The organism is Chryseobacterium indologenes (assembly GCA_016025055.1).
In the GTDB taxonomy this organism is placed as follows: Bacteria; Bacteroidota; Bacteroidia; order Flavobacteriales; family Weeksellaceae; genus Chryseobacterium; species Chryseobacterium indologenes.
This window is the reverse complement of the sequence record CP065590.1, coordinates 1,125,431-1,142,720: the sequence shown is the minus strand read 5'-3', so window position 1 is coordinate 1,142,720 and position 17,290 is coordinate 1,125,431. Positions and strand designations below refer to the sequence as shown.

The following is a 17,290-nucleotide window of genomic DNA, read 5'->3' as shown; positions in this document are numbered from 1 at the left end:
TTATAATCACAACTAATTACTATGAAAAAACTCTTTACAATTCTCACGTTATTATTTATTCTACAATCTTATGCTCAATCTTACTATAAAAATATGTTTGATGAGAAGCACTATGATACATCATTAGGTAATTCAGACAGCCCTGATCAGACTGAGTTTGCTTGGGGAGTGCCAGCACATATGGAAGCATTAGTACTAATGTATGAAAAAACACAAGATCTAAAATATGCTAAAAACTTAATAAGATGCATAGGGAATGTTATTGATAGGAGAGATGATCTTAGGGAGCAAACTCCAAGTTTAGGTTTAAGCAATATTTCTGATTATAGAGGTATTATTGGCCCTGTATGGTCAAACAATCGTTATAATGTAGTACAGAATGATGGAAAGACTTATGCTCATATGGTGCACAGCGCTAATATAACCTATCCAATGGCTAAGTTTGCTGCTATTGTGAAAAATGATAGCAGTATTCAAAATGTATTGTACCAATCAGGGGGGCGTTATAATAATATGACTTTTAAAAATATTACTGATGATCTTAAGGAAAAGATAAAAGAAACACTTCTTTATCATAAAGATCAATGGCATGAGGAGTTAAATCCTAATTCTATTGATGGTATAGGATATTATAAAGAAAGAGATTCTATTAATGTTAATAATAACCCCCCACTAAAGTATAAGGGTGAAGTTTTGCCGTTTAATATGCAAAGCTCCATGGGAAGGGTTTTGATACAAATGTACAGAGCAACAGATAATCAGGATTATCTTAAACAGCTTAATAAAATTGCTAATTTTTTAAAACTGAACACCTCTGTTAACAATAATCTGGGATCATATACTTGGACATATTGGAATCATTTTTATTTACGTGATGATATATCTCATGCAGGCTTAACGGTGAGTTTTCCATACGAATGCTTTAAATATAATATAAAGAATAACGCCAACGATCCTCTCTATACATCTTTAGATATAGAGAGGTATGTTAAAACTTTCACAAAAGATATTTATCAGGGACCTTTAACAATAAATGATGCAGTAAATTATAATGGGTTAAAATGGAATCTTAAATACAGTACTATAAATAATGTTCCAACGGATGTTACTACTAAATATGATGCATATGTTTCTTATATGTGGTTATATCTCTCAGCGGAGTATGATAAAAAAATATATCAGATTATCGCAGATTTGCAAGCAGCAAAAAATTATTATGATCATATTGACGTAGATGGTTCTTCTTTGACACTAGCACTTTTAGCAAATTACGAAAACTTTATAGTCCCTGTTAGTACTTATCATTTGTGGGGAGAAGATTCTGATTGGAGAGGTATAGCAAAGGGGAATTTTGATGACGACGACGATGATGAGTTTGTAAAAATCAGAAATTATGATGGGTTGATAGGTACTCTTGAACCTGACGGCAAGAATTTCCATACTGTTACAAATAGTATCGCTTATGGTGGTACTTATAATTGGAAAGGATTGGGTGCTGGTGATTTCTTTGGTGATGATAAAAGCGAAATCATTGCATTGAGTGATCATGCTGATTTTAATAAGAATGGCTTTTATATTTTTAAAATTGAAAATAACCAGATCGTTGAGTCTTCAAAATTTACAGGTTTTGGGACAGAGTCTGATTGGGTAGGTATCACTGCCGGAAATTTTATCAGTGGGGGGAAAGATGATTTTGTTGCTGTCCGAAATTACAATAAAGAAGTAAGAGTATATAAATTTAATGGTACTGATCCTGAATTGGTCTATTTTAATCAGCTCAATCTTCCTATAAATTCTAAAATCAAAGCAGTTGCTGCTGGTGACCTTGATGGTGTGGGTAAAGATGAAATTGTATTGCTGGTTGATGCTGATGATTATATGCAGAATGGGGTGTATGTTTATAGTATTGATGATAATGGGGTAATGACTCTTATTGATAAATCTATAGGGTTTGGGGCGGCTTCAGATTGGAAAGGATTGGCTGTTGGAAATCTGGATGGTGATGGAGCAGATGAAATTATTGCTCATAGAAACTTTGATGGAGATTATAAAGTTTTTAAAATGAATGAATCAAATGGGGTTAAATATTTAGATAATATTGGGGTTGAAAGCTTTCCTGCAGTGCAAACCAAAAACAATGTAATGTGTTTTGGAAATTTTGATTCAAGTTCAAAAAATGATGAACTGGTTACTCTTAGAAAAGATGGCGGTATCGTGATGTTTTCTGCAGCAAAGGTTATAGATGCCGTAAGTCATACTAATACAATGAATGATAAGAATACAAATCCTTGCCAGGATGAGCTGCCCGCTGAATTATTTAGCTTTTTGAAGCCGTGATCCGAAATTAATTAGAGTATTGTTATTCGGCGTTGGTAAAGAAATGCAGCATACATAAATGTTTCCGGCCGGCAAGAAGTAAGCTTAGAATTAGAAAAAGTGCACTTTTCTGAAGTATACTTTTTCTTTTGGATATTTTTGGGCTGTCATTTTCAGACATAAAAAAAGCATCTTTTTCAGATGCTTGTGTTTTTAGATATTCTTTTTTAAACCTCGTCGTCAGAATCGATTGTGAAAGATCTGCTTTTGAAGTCTTTGTCATGTTTTTCTGAAATTACATCCTCACCCTTTTCGTTAATGATGAAATCTGTGGACTCATTAAACATCTCCTGGAAACTTTTAAAATCCTCCTTATAAAGGTAAATTTTATGCTTCTCGAATGTGGCTTCCCCATTCTCTCCGAAATTCTTTTTACTTTCGGTAATCGTAAGATAATAATCTCCTGCTTTCGTCTCGCGCACATCAAAGAAATAAGTTCTTCTTCCTGCTTTTAACACCTTCGTGAAAATCTCATTTTCATGGCGTTCCTTGTATTCACTCATTGTTAGATATTTTTTAATCTTGTTAAGAACAAATATAAAAGAATTCTTTTAATCACAAAATTTTTTTTATGATTTATTTAACAATTGAGAATGAAACGGCTAAGCAGTTACAGAATTGGCAATTTCTGTAAGGTTGATGATTTGGTCAGCCTTTTGAGCGCTAGACTCTCTGTGTGTGATAATTATGGACGTCGCATTGCTGATTTTCCGGTCTATATTTTCAAGAATATTCTGTTCTGTCTCGGTATCTAAAGCAGACAAAGAATCATCAAAAATTATGATATTCGGGTCTTTAATTAAGGCCCTTGCAATACAAATTCTTTGCTTTTGACCTCCCGAAAGCATCACCCCGCTTTCACCTACCAGTGTTTTATATTGCTCTTTAAATTCAACAATATTTTTATGAACATCTGCAATGCGGGCATATTCTACTACCTTTTCGTGAGAAGGATGGTCAATGGCAAATCCGATATTATTTTCAATAGAATCGGAGAATAAATAGCTTTCCTGAGGAATATATCCTATGAAGTTCCTGTAATTGGTAAGATTATGTTCTTTCAGGTTTTTGCCGTCAATTAAGATTTCCCCTTCTGTAGGATCTATTAATCTGCATAAAAGCAAAGCTACAGTAGACTTTCCGCTTCCGGTTTTCCCCATTATAGCCAAAGATTCTCCAGCTTTGATCTTAAAACTCAGGTTTTGCAGAGCCTTGATCCCTGTATTAGGGTATACATAAGAAACGTTTCTGAATTCAATTTCTCCTTGGATAGGATAATTTTCAAAATTGGTATTAATAATTTCTGATTTTTTATCCATGAACTCATTGATCCTTTGCATGGATGCTTCAGCCCTCTGGTTAACGGAAGTTACCCAGCCTACCATGGAGAACGGGAAAATCAATGTATTGATATACATGAAGAAATCTGCAATCTTGCCGATACTTAATTCTCCTGCAATATATTTTTGACCGCCTATTAAAATCACGGCCACGTTCAAAAGTCCGATTACAAATAAAATAATGGTAAAGAAATAGGCTTCTGTTTTCGCAAGATCCAGAGCTTTGTTCTGGTAATCAGTCACTTTTACACCATAGTTTTTCTCAATATATTTTTCACGTGCAAAAAACTTTACCACACGGATTCCGGAAAAACTGTCCTGAACGAAAGTTGAAATAGCAGACTGACTTTTCTGCATGATTTTCGACTTCTTATTAATGATCGAACTGACTTTATATATTGCATAGGATAAAACCGGAAGTGGCAGCAATGTCCATAAAGTCATTGAAGCATCCGTCTTCACCATATAAATAGCTGTGATCAATACCAGAACAATAAGGTTGGCCACATACATGACACCAGGTCCGAGATACATTCTTACCGCCACTACATCTTCACTGAGCCTGTTCATCAGATCACCGATAGTGGTTTGTTTATAATCCGTCAAAGATAAATCCTGATAGTGCCTGTAAATCTTGTTTTTCAGTTCATATTCAATTCTTCTTGAAGCTACAATGATCGTTTGTCTCATCATAAAAGTAAAGAATCCCGTGAGAAGTGAGCATCCCACAATGATCGCAACATAAATAAGTACCTGCTGATTGAAACCAAGATTTCCGCTTTTTGTAAGCTCATCAACAGATTTACCTACAAACTGAACTTTATAAATATTAAAAAAATTACTGGCAATGATAAATAGTACTCCCCAAAACAATAATATTTTGTGTTTCCAAAAATAAGGGTTTAAGGTTTTTAGAGCTTTCATATAGTTTGACAAAATTACAAAAATGTCATCACACTACGAATTTCATCAATTTTAAATTTTGTATCTTTGCACTCATAAAAAAGCTCTTTGAATGTTAGGAAGACGACAAATCCGTGAAAAAGTAGTACAAACAGTGTATTCTTACTATCAGAATCCTGTAAAGTTTGATGTTTTAGAGAAAAATATGTTCTCCGGTATAGAGAAAATCTATTATCTCTATATTTATCAGCTTAATTTTTTGGTGGGCCTGAAAGATCTGGCGGAACACCAGATTGAAATCGGGAAGAATAAATATCTTAAAACCGATGCTGATATTAATCCTAACCAAAAATTCATCAACAATCAGGTATTGCGAAAACTGGAAGAAAATCCGGAGAGATTATTTTTCACAGGTCAGCATAAACAACTGAAATGGGATATGCACGATGATTTATTGGTGAAAACTTTCCAAAGAATCACTGCTGGAAAGCGTTATCAGGATTTCATGAAAGAAGAAGGCTATTCTTTTGAAGAAGATCAGAAATTTATCGGAAAATTATTTTTAAGATATATTGCTGAGAACGAAGATTTTCATGATTATCTTGGAGATAAAGAACTTTCATGGTATGATGATATCCACATTGCCAATTCCATGGTACAGAAAACAATCGGTTTCTTGAGAGAAGATGAAGAAAGCAGAACTTTAATCAAAATGATTAAAGATGAAGAGGATAAAACTTTCGCAGCAAAATTGTTGAAAGATACTTTGAACAATTGGGAAAACAATGAGAAAAAGCTGGAAGAAAGACTCGAAAACTGGGATCTTGAAAGAGTTTCTCTCATGGATAAAGTTATTTTGTCTACTGCCATTGCAGAACTTGATAACTTTGCGTTTACCCCTTCAAGAGTTATTATTAATGAATATATTGAAATTGCAAAAGTATTTGCTACAGACCGTTCCAATATTTTCATTAATGGTATTTTAGATAAATATTGTAAAGATCAAAATAGAATATAAAATGAAAAAGACGTTATCAATTATCGCCTTATCTATCATAGGCTTTGGTTTAGTTTCATGTAAAAAAGAAAACAAAGAAACTCAAAGTGCTGAAGCTATCGCTACAGATTCTACAGCTGCCGCTCCGGCAATTACAGATTCTGCAGCCGCACCAGTTGCAGGGGAGACTGCCGCTGCACCGGTTTCTAACGAACCATCTACTTCTATCGCTTTATCGGAAAGCAATTTCGATTTTGGAAAAATTAAAAAAGGAGATAAAGTTCAGCACGTGTATGAAGTAACCAACACAGGTAAGAATCCTTTAGTAATTTCTGAAGTAAAACCTGGATGCGGATGTACTGCCCCTGACTTTACAAAAGAGCCGATCATGCCTGGTAAAAAAGGTAAAATCACTTTACATTTTGATTCTACAAACTTCGACGGTAATGTTCAGAAATACGCAGATGTTTTTGCCAATGTAGAAAAGGCTCCTATTAAATTAACGTTCACTGCGAACATTCAACCATAATTTTAAAAATATGTTGACATTATTTTTACAAGCCCAGCCAGGAGGATCTTCATCTATGATGCTGATCATGATGGGGGTAATGTTTGTAGGGTTTTATTTCCTGATGATCAGACCTCAGATGAGAAAACAAAAGCAGGAAAAAAACTTTCAGGAGAACCTTAAAGTAGGCACGAGAGTAGTCCTTACATCAGGTCTTCACGGAAGAATAGCTCAGGTTCAGGATGATGGTTTCGTAATTGAAACATTATCAGGAAAACTGAAATTTGAAAAAGCAGCGGTTTCAAGAGAAATGACAGAATCGCGTTTTGGAGATAAAACAAAAGCTGCTGATAAAAAGAAACAGAAACTGAAGAAAAAAAATAATTCGGTTTGAAAATATTGAGTTGCGGCGGGTGAACGAAGTTCACCCGCCGCAACCTTTTTATATGCTTTGCTCCATAATTAATAAAAATACGGATAACCTATCAATTCCTGATTGGGTAGTGCTCGAAATCATTTGTGCTTATTTGAGAAAACATTAGTGAAATTAGCGGTAATAAAAATTATCTTTGCCGTATGAATCAAAACACAGGCAAAACGGTTCTCATTTTAGGAGCTAATTCAGACGTAGCAAAACAATGTATCATCCAATACCTTGAAAAGGGCTTTTCTGTGATCGCTGCTTCCAGAAATACAACATCACTCGAGGATTTTATGGTGTCAGATAATCTGAATCAGGATAAAGTAACGGTTTTATATTTTGATGCTGCGGATTTTGATTCACATCGGAAATTGTATGCTGATCTTCCTGTAAAACCTCATATTGTTGTCTATGCAGCAGGTTTTTTAGTAGATAATCACAGTGCATTAACCGATTTCCGAGGAGCAAAACAAATGATGGAAGTCAATTATATGGGCGCAGTATCTGTCCTGAATATTATTGCCATGGATGAAAGCAATAAAAATCTCGAAAGGATTGTAGGGCTCTCTTCATTATCCGGAGTAAGAGGAAGGAAAAGTAATTTTGTGTATGGAAGCACAAAGGCCGCTTTTACACAATATCTTGCCGGATTGAGACAGGAACTTTCAGCCCGGAAAATAATTGTCAATGCTCTGGTAATTGGGTATATCAGAACAAAAATTAATGACGGACTGCAACTGAACGAGTCCCTGATTATGGAACCTGATTACGTGGCAAAATTTATCGTCAATGCGGGAAATTCTTTTACCATTGTTCCAAATTTTAAATGGAAGATCATTTACCATATTTTAAGGCTTTTACCTGAAAGTCTGGTCGCAAAACTCCCATAGTTTGTACCCTAATTAAATACTTTTGTAAAAAATATTTTGAACACATCTGGTTAATTATCACTTTTATGTGTATAAGTTCCGATAAAACGAAAGTTCGGTACCTTTTTTGTAATAGTCAGAACCGAAATTATTTCTTTATGTAAGATGTAATTCCGAATGATCATTGAGTAATGTTGAACCCTTCTGTTTAGCAATCAATCTATTTCTGTGTTTTTAAAACATTTTACTTTACCTCCGGGCAGGTAAGGCATCGTTTCTTTTGGGTATAGATTATTTTACACAATTTCATTGGGAATTCATACATGGTGAAGAGTCTGAAATTCAAATTAAAAACACTTAAATAGTACAATACAAATGGACAATCTGGAATTGAACAACATTCAGCAACATTGGGACACTTTAATCGCTTCTGCCATTTCATGGGCTCCACGAATTTTTACGGCAGTAGTTTCTGCGGTATTGATTTACCTGATAGGTTCGTGGATGATCAGAATGATTAAAAAACTTGTTGAAAAAGCTTTTAAAAAGCGTAATATGGAAGCTTCTTTACAGCTTTTCCTTTTAAATATTATCAACTGGGGACTTAATATTCTGCTTTTCATCGTGGTAGTTACGCAATTGGGAGTACAGACTTCAGCATTCGTAGCGATGATTGGTGCTGCCGGTCTGGCCGTAGGTCTTGCTTTACAGGGATCACTGACAAATTTTGCAGGGGGAATACTTATTCTTTTACTAAAACCATTTAAGATCGGAGATTTTATTTCTACTAATTCCGGAGTATCAGGAACGGTACAGGCAATTGATATCTTCCATACCAAACTGATTACTCCCCAGAATCATTTAATTGTTATTCCTAATGGAGTCGTTTCAAATAACAGCATTACCAACTTTACACAACTGGGAATACGAAGAACAGCACTTGATATAGGGGTTGCTTACGATGCAGACCTTAGAAAAACAAAGGACCTTTTATTGGATGTTATAAAAAATAATCAATATGCCCTTGCTACACCGGCACCGCAGGTAGTAGTGACTGAGCTTGGGGACAGTGCCGTAAATTTATCAATAAGAGTAAGTGCTACAGCTGCTGATTTCTGGACAATGAATGAAGAACTGATTATCAGTTGTAAAGAAGCCCTTGATCAGGCCGGAATCGGAATTCCTTTTCCACAAAGAGATGTGCACGTTTACAACCAGTAACGGTATTTTAATATGATCATAAAAATCCTGCATTGAGATCATGCAGGGTTTTTTTATTACTTATTGCATAGATTATTAATGCTTTGATAGTACTGAACGTTAATCAATGTTCTGAAGCAGTTCCAATGCTTTCATCATATCAATCCCCTTTCCCAGCACAGGTTTGAATAAATCTCCTTTCTCTTTAATCCTTTCCAGACTGTTATGAATATTATAGTCTGCAGGTCTGATACCCGGCTTAAGTTCTTCCCAATCTAAAGGCATGGAAACCGAAGCCCCTTCTTTGGGTCTTAGACTGTAAGCACTGGCTAATGTCTGTCCTGTTCTGTTTTGGAGGTAGTCAAGGTATATTTTATTGGAATCTCTTTTCTGTAAACTCCTTTCAAGTGTTGTAATTTTCGGAAGTCTTTCATTCACTTGTTTCATGAGAATGTGTGCAAAATCTTTTACCTGGTCAAAGTCATAATTCCCTCCCATCGGGATATAGATGTGAATTCCTGTGCTTCCGGAAGTTTTGCAGTATCCCTTTATTTTTATAGAATTTAATACTTCGTTGACCTGGAGAGCTGTTTCAATCACATCATCAAATGTGTTTTTTTTCGACGGATCCAAATCTAAAACGAGATAATCAGGGTGCTCCAGATCAGGCAACGAGCTGTTCCAGGGGTTAAGATCAATACATCCAAGGTTATTCAGATAGGCCAAAGTAGCCTTATCATTACAATATATATAATCAATGTATTTGTCATTCGATTCGGAATACACCTGAGTCGTTTTGATCCAGTCAGGAATATGCTCACCCGCATCTTTTTGATAAAAGCTTTGTTCTTCAATTCCATTAGGAAAACGATTGAGAGAAAGTGGTCTGTTTTTCAAATGTGGTAAAATATAGGTAGCAACCGATTGATAATAGGCAATTACATCTCCTTTTGTAATACCGTCTTTTGGGAAATAAACTTTATCCTGATTGGTCAGTTTGACGATATGTTTGTTTAAAGTGATTTCCTTCTCTTTTTCATGAGTTTCTGCTTTTTTTGAAGAAGTTTTAGCTTTCATATTTTTAAATTTTTCGGTGTGTTCATGTACAGTATTTACAATATCCTCCGGTTCTTTGTCCTCTCGTATCGCTATAAAAACAGGATGTCTGTAGATACCGTCTTTTGTAATTTCAGAGTATTTTATTTCGCAAACCAGTTCCGGTTTAATCCACGTAACAGGCATATTGGTTTTCGGAATGGTTTCAAAAGGTGAAGTTTTCATGATGAGTGGATGAAGCCTCTCATAAAGTTCCTGAAGCGAATTGTTGTTGAATCCTGTTCCGGTATGTCCGCAATAGGTCAGTCTGCCATCAATATAATTCCCCAGGATCAACGCACCAAAGCTTTTTCTTGAACCTCGTGGCTCGGTAAATCCACAAATAATGGCTTCCTCCGTATTGGTAAATTTAATTTTAAGCCAGTCACTGGTTCTATGGTTTTCTACATACAGGCTGTCTGCACGCTTGGCAATCATTCCTTCCAGTTGCATTTTTTTCATTTGTTCAAAGAAGTCAATCCCTTTTTCAGGAATATGATCACAATATTTGATAACATCGGTTTCCACCAGTGCTTCTTTCAATAATTCTTTACGTTGAAGTAAAGGAAGTTCTTCCGTAGAATGGCCGTTTAGCCATAAAATATCAAAAACCTGGTAAACAAGTGCCAGGCCGGGATTATCCCCAATTTGCTGTAAAAGCTGGAAATTTGGTCGCCCTTCATGATCATAGGCCACCACCTCACCATCAAGGATCATTTGATATTTCTGTCGGTCAAAATCAGTGGTAATGATTTTAAATTTTGATAAAAACGAAATGCCGTTGCGGGAGTAGAAGAGTGGTTGTTTGTGGCTTAAGTCTGCAATGGCACGGTAACCATCCCATTTTATTTCGAAAACCCAGTCTTTATCATTAAAGGCTTCGCCGGAAAGTTTAGCCAGCATAGGCTGAATATAGTTTGCTACTTTTTTTTCACTGCCTAAATCATTGAATTTCCTGAATTTTTTCTCAGATACTACAACTTCTTTTTTTTGCTTGTTTTTAGGCTTTTTTTTTCCTCCAGAAATTTTGTGACCAATGATTTTGGTGAAGTGTTTTCTTCTGCATCATACGGACTTTCTGCAAACTCATCCTTATGTTTGATAAGCAGCCAGGCATTATTTTCACTGTTTTTCATTTTAACCAGAGCAAATTCACCTTTGAGCTTTTTGCCATGGAGAACAAACTTTAAAGATCCCGCATGCAATTCTTTCAACAGCTCTTTTTCATCAGAGAGTTTAGAATTTTCATCTAAAGGTTCGTAAGTTCCGCTATCCCATACTTCTACCTGGCCGGCACCATAGTTTCCTTCGGGAATATTTCCTTCAAAATCTTTATAATCATAAGGATGATCTTCTACCATCATGGCAAGACGTTTATCGTTTGGATCTAATGATGGGCCTTTGGGAACCGCCCAGCTTTTCAGTACTCCTTCCATTTCCAGTCTGAAATCATAATGAAGTCGGGTAGCAGCATGCCTTTGAATCACAAAAATCAGTTTATTTTTGCTCTTCTTTGTTTTTCCTTTAGGTTCAGAAGTTTCATCGAACTTCCGTTTCTGTTGATAATCTTTCAGAGCCATTATGATGCGGATTTAGATTTGGAACTGCTTAAGCTGGCCTTCAGTTGCGCCATCAGGTCAATTACTTTACCCTCTTTTGCAGGCTCTGCTTTTTTAGCTTTTACATTTTTACCTTTCGCTTTCTGTTTAATGATTTTCATCAGTTCATCAGAATAAGTATCTTTATATAGGGCAGGATCAAATTCCTGAGAAAGTTGTTTGATAAGACTGACTGCCATTTTGAGCTCTGCCGGTTTAGGTGCTTTCTGTGCGGGTAGCTTTAAATCTGTGTAATCTCTGATTTCCTGATCAAATCTGAGACGATTCAGAACCAGGATATTATCTTTATATGGTCGAATCATACCGATGGTTTCCGTTTCCCGGAGTACAAAAGTTCCGATTCCTACCATTTGGGTTTCTTCAAGAGCTTTTAACAGGAGCCTGTAAGCGTTTTCCCCATTTTTCTGAGGTTCCAGATAATAAGGTGTTTCAAAATAAACGCTGTCTACTTCCGATTCTTTTACAAACTGATCGATAGAAAGTATTTTTGTTTTTTCAGGGCTTGCAGCTGCATAATCCTCTTCATCAAGGACAATATATTTATCATCCATAAGAAAACCTTTGACAATATTTTCCCATTTTACTTCTTTTCCCGTATTCTCGTTTACACGCTTGAACCGGATATTGGAAAAATCGGATTTATCAAGCATGTCTAGGTCCAGTTTTGTGGTTTCAGTAGCAGAGTAAATCTTCACGGGAATGTTTACTAAACCGAAGCCAATGGCGCCATTCCATATTGCTTTCATTGTCTTACGTTTTTAAAAATCAATCAATTAATATGCCGTGACAGGTTTTTGTGGTATCTTTAGCAGGCTTTGTTGTCAAATGACAATTGTTTTTGTCAGCGAGTTTTATACCTTTATATATCGGATTCACGGGTAAAATAATATGGAAGAACTTTTTAGTTACATCAAAAAATTCGGATTACTGAATGAAAGTGATCAGCTCCTGATTGCAGCAGGAATTCAGGAAATCAAAATACGGAAGGGCGAGACTTTTGTAGAAGCCGGAAAGCCCAGCCAAAGGATTGCTTTTGTAAAAGATGGAGTATTCCGTTCACTGTATTATAACAAGCAGGGAGATGACTTTACCCGCTATTTTATCTATGAAGGTCGCTTTATCGGGGATTTTCAGGGGTTTACCGATCAGCTGCCGGCTCATGAGGATATAGAGGCGATTACCGATGCTGTTTTACTCGTAATTGATCTTAAACATTTCAAAGTTTTGGAAGAAAAAATTAGTGTATGGCCGGTACTTTTTGCGAGAATTCATGCGTTTGTCGCAGAGAATAAACTCAAGGTAGCGAGCATTATGCTCAATCAGGATGCAAAAGCACGGTATATTCACTTTTTAAATCATTACCCAGGATTGGCAAACAGAGTTCCGCAATCGATGCTGGCTTCCTATCTTGGAGTGACACCTTCATCACTGAGCAGGATCAGAAGAAATATTAATGAGTAGAATAAAGAGGCAAGAGGCAAGAGCCAAGAGTCATGAGCCAAGAGGCAAGAGGCAAGAGCCAAGAGTCATGAGCCAAGAGGCAAGAGTCAAGAGTCAAGAGTCAAGAGTCAAGAGCCAAGAGGCGCAGTAAAAAATAGATCTATATAAATAAAAAAAATGCAATAGGAACGGGCTTTAGACCGTTCTGCTTTTTAAAACTTAAAACAATGTCTCTAGGGTGAAAATTGGCTTTAGATTGATTAATATCTGATTAATATCTGTATGATACATTTTTAGCAATACGTTTTTGTCAATTGACAATGGCCTTCGTTTCAAAGAGTCATAGCTTTGTCTCATAAAATTTAAAATATGGATATCGTATTAGGATTGCAGTGGGGTGATGAAGGAAAAGGGAAATTTATTGACCTGATCAGTGAAAACTATGACATTACAGCCCGTTTCAACGGAGGATCGAATGCAGGGCACAGCATAGAACGAAACGGAAAGAGAATTACCCTTAAAATGATCCCTTCCGGGATTTTTATGAACAGAGTACAGAATGTGATCGGTACGGGAACTGTTCTGGATCCTGTAAGCTTTAAAAAGGAAATACTCAACCTTCAATTATTTGATGCCTCCCTACAACCGGAAAACAATATCATTATTTCCAGAAAGGCACATTTTGTATTGCCAACACACAAGCTTCTTGATGTTTTCATGGAGGAAAATCCCGATTTTACTACTATAGGAACTACAAAAAATGGAATCGCACAGGCGTATTCCAATAAAATTTTAAGACAGAACCTGAGAATAGGGGATATGTATGCTCCCGATTTTAAAAGCAGGGCCCGGTACATCATCGAAAGAGATTATAAGATGCTGGCTGCCGGAAAGATGACTTTACCAATATTGGAAGAAATTACAGAGGAATTTCTGGATGCAGTAGATTTCCTGAAAAGATTCAGGTGTACGGAAACGGAAATCTATCTGAATAATGCTTTATCAGAAGGAAAAACAATATTAGCCGAAGGTTCACAGGCCGCTATGCTGGATATCGATCACGGGACTTATCCTTATGTAACCTCTTCTTCTACCACAGCAGCTGGTGCTTGCAGCGGACTGGGGATTTCGCCGAAAAAAATGGGAGAAATCTATGGGATAGCAAAAGCATATTGTACTAGAGTAGGAAACGGAGCATTCCCAACTGAACTTTTTGACGAGTTAGGAGATGAGATCAGAACGAAAGGAAATGAATTCGGTTCCAATACCGGCCGGCCGAGAAGGACAGGCTGGTTAGATTTACCGGCGTTAAAATATGCTATAATGATTAATGGTGTAACTCAACTGGTTTTAACAAAAGCTGATGTGTTAAGTGGTTTAAAATCTGTTGCTGTCTGCACTCATTACGAATCGGAGGACGGAACACTTGAAACGGTTTCCGGTACTCTTTCTGAAAATACCCGCCCTGTGCTGAAGTGGATGAATGGATGGGAAGCCGATTTTTCTAATATGAAGAATTCTTCGGAACTGCCGGTTGAACTCACTGAGTTTTTATCTTTCCTGGAAGCTGAGCTGGGTATTCCTGTATCGTATTTGTCCACAGGCCCGGGAAGAGAGCAGATGTTGAAAATGAAATGATCTGCTGAGGATTATCACTGATCTTCAGATGGAATTTTATTTTTTATATACTGGAATTTTGAAGTTGTAATAATTCCAATGGTAGCATCGGTTGAATACTTCTTTGAAACAATAATGTATTTATTTTCCTCATAACAATGTTGAATAACTTCAATAGGAATTGACTCATTATTTTCAAAAGTAATATTTCCGGAATACGATTCACAATGAAAACGTCCGGGATCTTCTTCAAATTTTGTGAAAAGGTCGGCACCATCTTCCTGAGCGAAGGGAAATCCGTTGACTTCTACCAGAATAATCTTGTTTTCTTTCAGCATTTTTTGGAAATCATGTTTTATAAGTGCTTTGCTGCCTATAATACAAGCAATACTTAATGGAAAACATAGTCCAAGTATGGATTGGTGTTTTGAAAGTTTTTCTTTAGCGCTATTTATTGTGTTAGGAGGATAGTATAGTACTTTTTTTAATAGTTCCCGTAGTACGTATGCAGCAATTCCCAAAGCTGATGCGTAGCTAATGAAAGAAAGAAGCTGAATGAAGGTTTTCATAATATAAAAAAGCGGGGTGTTGGCCCCGCTTTATATTTATGCTTTTAAATCTAATTTTAATTCCAGCTCATCAAGCTGTGTATCAGCAATGGAAGCAGGTGCATCAATCATGACATCACGTCCGGAATTGTTCTTAGGGAATGCGATATAGTCTCTGATTACTTCATTGCCATCCAGAATCGCTACCAGACGGTCAAATCCGAATGCTAAACCACCATGTGGAGGTGCTCCGTACTTAAAGGCATTCATTAAGAATCCAAACTGAGCTTCCGCTTCTTCTTTTGAGAATCCTAACAGGTCAAACATTTTAGACTGAAGGTCTTTGTCAAAAATTCTGATCGATCCGCCCCCGATTTCGTTTCCGTTAAGAACCATATCGTAAGCGTTGGCTCTTACTTTACCCGGATCAGTTTCCAATAAATGGATATCTTCCGGTTTTGGAGAGGTGAAAGGATGGTGCATTGCATGGTATCTTTCAGTATCTTCATCCCATTCCAATAGAGGGAAGTCAATGACCCAAAGTGGTGCAAATTCATTTCCTTTTCTCAATCCTAAACGGTTTCCAAGCTCCATTCTTAACGCAGAAAGCTGAGCTCTTACTTTATTTTCATTTCCGGAAAGAATCAACATTAAGTCGCCTTCTTTGGCCCCAAATTTTTCGATGATTTTTGCCAGATCCTCCTCGTTGTAGAATTTGTTTACTGATGAGGTTTTCACTCCATCATTCTGGAATTTTGCCCAAATCAATCCTGAAGCACCAACCTGTGGACGTTTTACCCAGTCTACAAGTTCGTCAATCTGCTTTCTCGTATAGTCTGCACATCCTTCCACATTGATTCCCACTACTAATTCTGCATCATCAAATATTTTGAAATCTTTTCCTTTAACCAGTTCATTAAGTTCCACAAACTCCATTCCGAAACGGATATCCGGTTTGTCGTTTCCGTATTTCCTCATCGCATCTGCGAAAGTCATTCTTGGGAAAGCACCGAATTCCTGACCTGTAATATCCTTTAAAAGAGTTTGGGTCATTCCTTCAAAAACGTTCATGATATCTTCCTGCTCTACAAAAGCCATTTCACAGTCGATCTGTGTAAATTCCGGCTGTCTGTCGGCTCTTAAATCTTCATCACGGAAACATTTTACAATCTGGAAATACTTATCCATACCGCCTACCATCAAGAGCTGTTTGAAGGTTTGTGGAGATTGTGGCAGTGCATAAAACTGTCCCGGGTTCATTCTGCTTGGAACCACAAAGTCCCTTGCCCCTTCCGGAGTAGATTTGATCAGGACAGGAGTTTCCACTTCAATAAATCCTTCTTCAGATAAGTAATTTCTTACTTTCTGTGCCATTTTGTGACGGAAAATCAGTTTATCTTTTACCGGATTTCTTCTGATATCCAGATAACGGTACTTCATTCTTAATTCTTCACCACCATCTGTTTCATCTTCAATAGTGAAAGGAGGCAATTGTGACTCATTCAGAACCGTTAATTTTTCTACTAAAAGCTCAATTTCTCCCGTTGGAATATTGGGATTCTTGCTTACTCTTTCAATGACTTTTCCGGTAGCCTGAATCACAAACTCACGGCCTAATTTCTTTGCTTCTTCCATCAACTGAGCAGAAGAACGGTCCTGGTCAAACACCAGTTGGGTAATTCCGTAACGATCTCGAAGATCTACCCAAATCATAAATCCTTTATCACGGATAGTCTGTACCCATCCTGATAGTGTAACTTCTTCATTCAGATTCTTTAGAGATAATTCTCCGTTGGTGTGTGATCGAAACATAATTATTTGTTTAAAATTCAATATTTAAGGCTCTGCTTCAAGCCTTTATTTTTTCGTTGGCAAAGATAAGATTTTTAGAGGTTTTATAAACAAAAAAACTTCCTTTCGGAAGTTGATAAATTGTATTTTGTGAGTTTTTAATCTCTTTTAGCGCCTTTTTCAATAAGTAATTGAGCTATTTCAACTCTTTTTGAATCCTCTGCGATTTTGAGTGCGGTATCCGTCTGACATTTTTTATTAATGTCGACTTTGCTATTCAGTAAAAAATTGACAATCGTCTTTTTTCCGTTTAAAGCACTGTAGGCAAGCGGAGTGAACGATTCATATCCGAGACTAAAACATTTGTTGTAATCGCCGGGTGCAAAATGCTTTTTAAATGTTGCGATATTATCAGTGGCAATAGCCTTCAACTTTTCCTGAGTCAGTTTCTGAGCAGAAAGCATGTTGGCAGATGCTAAAATTCCAAATAGAAAAATTGTAGAGATTATTTTTTTCATAAGAATTACTTTTAAGAATATACAAATCTAAATTAAATTTTATTATCA

Annotated in this window: 16 protein-coding genes; 8 read left to right on the top strand and 8 right to left on the bottom strand. The window is 36.5% G+C overall.

Annotation, left to right across the window (positions count from 1 at the left end):
- Positions 1-21 precede the first annotated feature (21 nt).
- Positions 22-2,337, top strand: coding sequence for a hypothetical protein (locus H3Z85_05105; protein QPQ52798.1), 2,316 nt, complete (start codon positions 22-24; stop codon positions 2,335-2,337).
- Between the two features lie 206 nt (positions 2,338-2,543).
- Here the strand turns inward: H3Z85_05105 and H3Z85_05100 are convergent, their stop codons facing one another.
- Positions 2,544-2,879, bottom strand: a complete 336-nt coding sequence (locus tag H3Z85_05100) for a PUR family DNA/RNA-binding protein (protein QPQ52797.1) — start codon at positions 2,877-2,879, stop codon at positions 2,544-2,546.
- A 99-nt stretch (positions 2,880-2,978) separates the two neighbouring features.
- Positions 2,979-4,640, bottom strand: coding sequence for an ABC transporter ATP-binding protein (locus tag H3Z85_05095; GenBank protein QPQ52796.1), 1,662 nt, complete (start codon positions 4,638-4,640; stop codon positions 2,979-2,981).
- A gap of 91 nt (positions 4,641-4,731) precedes the next feature.
- Between H3Z85_05095 and H3Z85_05090 the strand changes: the two genes are divergently transcribed.
- The 5 genes from H3Z85_05090 (at position 4,732) to H3Z85_05070 (ending at position 8,635) form a co-directional block, all read left to right on the top strand.
- The gene (locus H3Z85_05090; protein ID QPQ52795.1) at positions 4,732-5,637 is read left to right on the top strand and encodes a transcription antitermination protein NusB; all 906 of its coding nucleotides are present in this window, start codon (positions 4,732-4,734) and stop codon (positions 5,635-5,637) included.
- Between the two features lies 1 nt (position 5,638).
- Positions 5,639-6,145 (top strand): DUF1573 domain-containing protein, encoded by a 507-nt coding sequence (locus H3Z85_05085; protein QPQ52794.1) that lies wholly within the window; start codon positions 5,639-5,641, stop codon positions 6,143-6,145.
- Between the two features lie 10 nt (positions 6,146-6,155).
- Positions 6,156-6,518, top strand: a complete 363-nt coding sequence (gene yajC / locus H3Z85_05080) for a preprotein translocase subunit YajC (GenBank protein ID QPQ52793.1) — start codon at positions 6,156-6,158, stop codon at positions 6,516-6,518.
- 182 nt (positions 6,519-6,700) lie between these two features.
- Positions 6,701-7,435, top strand: a complete 735-nt coding sequence (locus H3Z85_05075) for an SDR family NAD(P)-dependent oxidoreductase (GenBank protein ID QPQ52792.1) — start codon at positions 6,701-6,703, stop codon at positions 7,433-7,435.
- A gap of 354 nt (positions 7,436-7,789) precedes the next feature.
- Positions 7,790-8,635 (top strand): mechanosensitive ion channel, encoded by an 846-nt coding sequence (locus H3Z85_05070; GenBank protein ID QPQ52791.1) that lies wholly within the window; start codon positions 7,790-7,792, stop codon positions 8,633-8,635.
- A 99-nt stretch (positions 8,636-8,734) separates the two neighbouring features.
- Here the strand turns inward: H3Z85_05070 and ligD are convergent, their stop codons facing one another.
- The 3 genes from ligD to H3Z85_05055 form a co-directional block, all read right to left on the bottom strand.
- Positions 8,735-10,612 (bottom strand): DNA ligase D, encoded by a 1,878-nt coding sequence (gene ligD / locus H3Z85_05065; GenBank protein QPQ52790.1) that lies wholly within the window; start codon positions 10,610-10,612, stop codon positions 8,735-8,737.
- 71 nt (positions 10,613-10,683) lie between these two features.
- Positions 10,684-11,289, bottom strand: coding sequence for a 3'-phosphoesterase (locus tag H3Z85_05060; protein QPQ52789.1), 606 nt, complete (start codon positions 11,287-11,289; stop codon positions 10,684-10,686).
- Positions 11,289-12,074 carry a Ku protein gene (locus H3Z85_05055; protein QPQ52788.1) on the bottom strand — a complete coding sequence of 262 codons (786 nt, stop codon included), beginning with the start codon at positions 12,072-12,074 and terminating at the stop codon, positions 11,289-11,291. Before H3Z85_05055 ends, H3Z85_05060 begins: the two co-directional genes overlap by 1 nt.
- A 142-nt stretch (positions 12,075-12,216) precedes the next feature.
- Between H3Z85_05055 and H3Z85_05050 the strand changes: the two genes are divergently transcribed.
- On the top strand, positions 12,217-12,789 hold the full coding sequence (locus H3Z85_05050; protein QPQ52787.1) for a Crp/Fnr family transcriptional regulator: 573 nt from the start codon (positions 12,217-12,219) through the stop codon (positions 12,787-12,789).
- 348 nt (positions 12,790-13,137) lie between these two features.
- Positions 13,138-14,406, top strand: a complete 1,269-nt coding sequence (locus tag H3Z85_05045; protein ID QPQ52786.1) for an adenylosuccinate synthase — start codon at positions 13,138-13,140, stop codon at positions 14,404-14,406.
- Between the two features lie 14 nt (positions 14,407-14,420).
- On the opposite strand, the gene H3Z85_05040 is transcribed toward H3Z85_05045, so the two are convergent.
- From H3Z85_05040 to H3Z85_05030, 3 genes are all read right to left on the bottom strand, one after another.
- On the bottom strand, positions 14,421-14,954 hold the full coding sequence (locus H3Z85_05040; GenBank protein QPQ52785.1) for a hypothetical protein: 534 nt from the start codon (positions 14,952-14,954) through the stop codon (positions 14,421-14,423).
- Positions 14,955-14,990: 36 nt separating this feature from the next.
- Complete coding sequence (gene aspS, locus H3Z85_05035) at positions 14,991-16,745, bottom strand: aspartate--tRNA ligase (GenBank protein QPQ52784.1); 1,755 nt, start codon at positions 16,743-16,745, stop codon at positions 14,991-14,993.
- Positions 16,746-16,882: 137 nt separating this feature from the next.
- Positions 16,883-17,242, bottom strand: a complete 360-nt coding sequence (locus tag H3Z85_05030) for an ankyrin repeat domain-containing protein (GenBank protein ID QPQ52783.1) — start codon at positions 17,240-17,242, stop codon at positions 16,883-16,885.
- Positions 17,243-17,290: the final 48 nt, after the last annotated feature.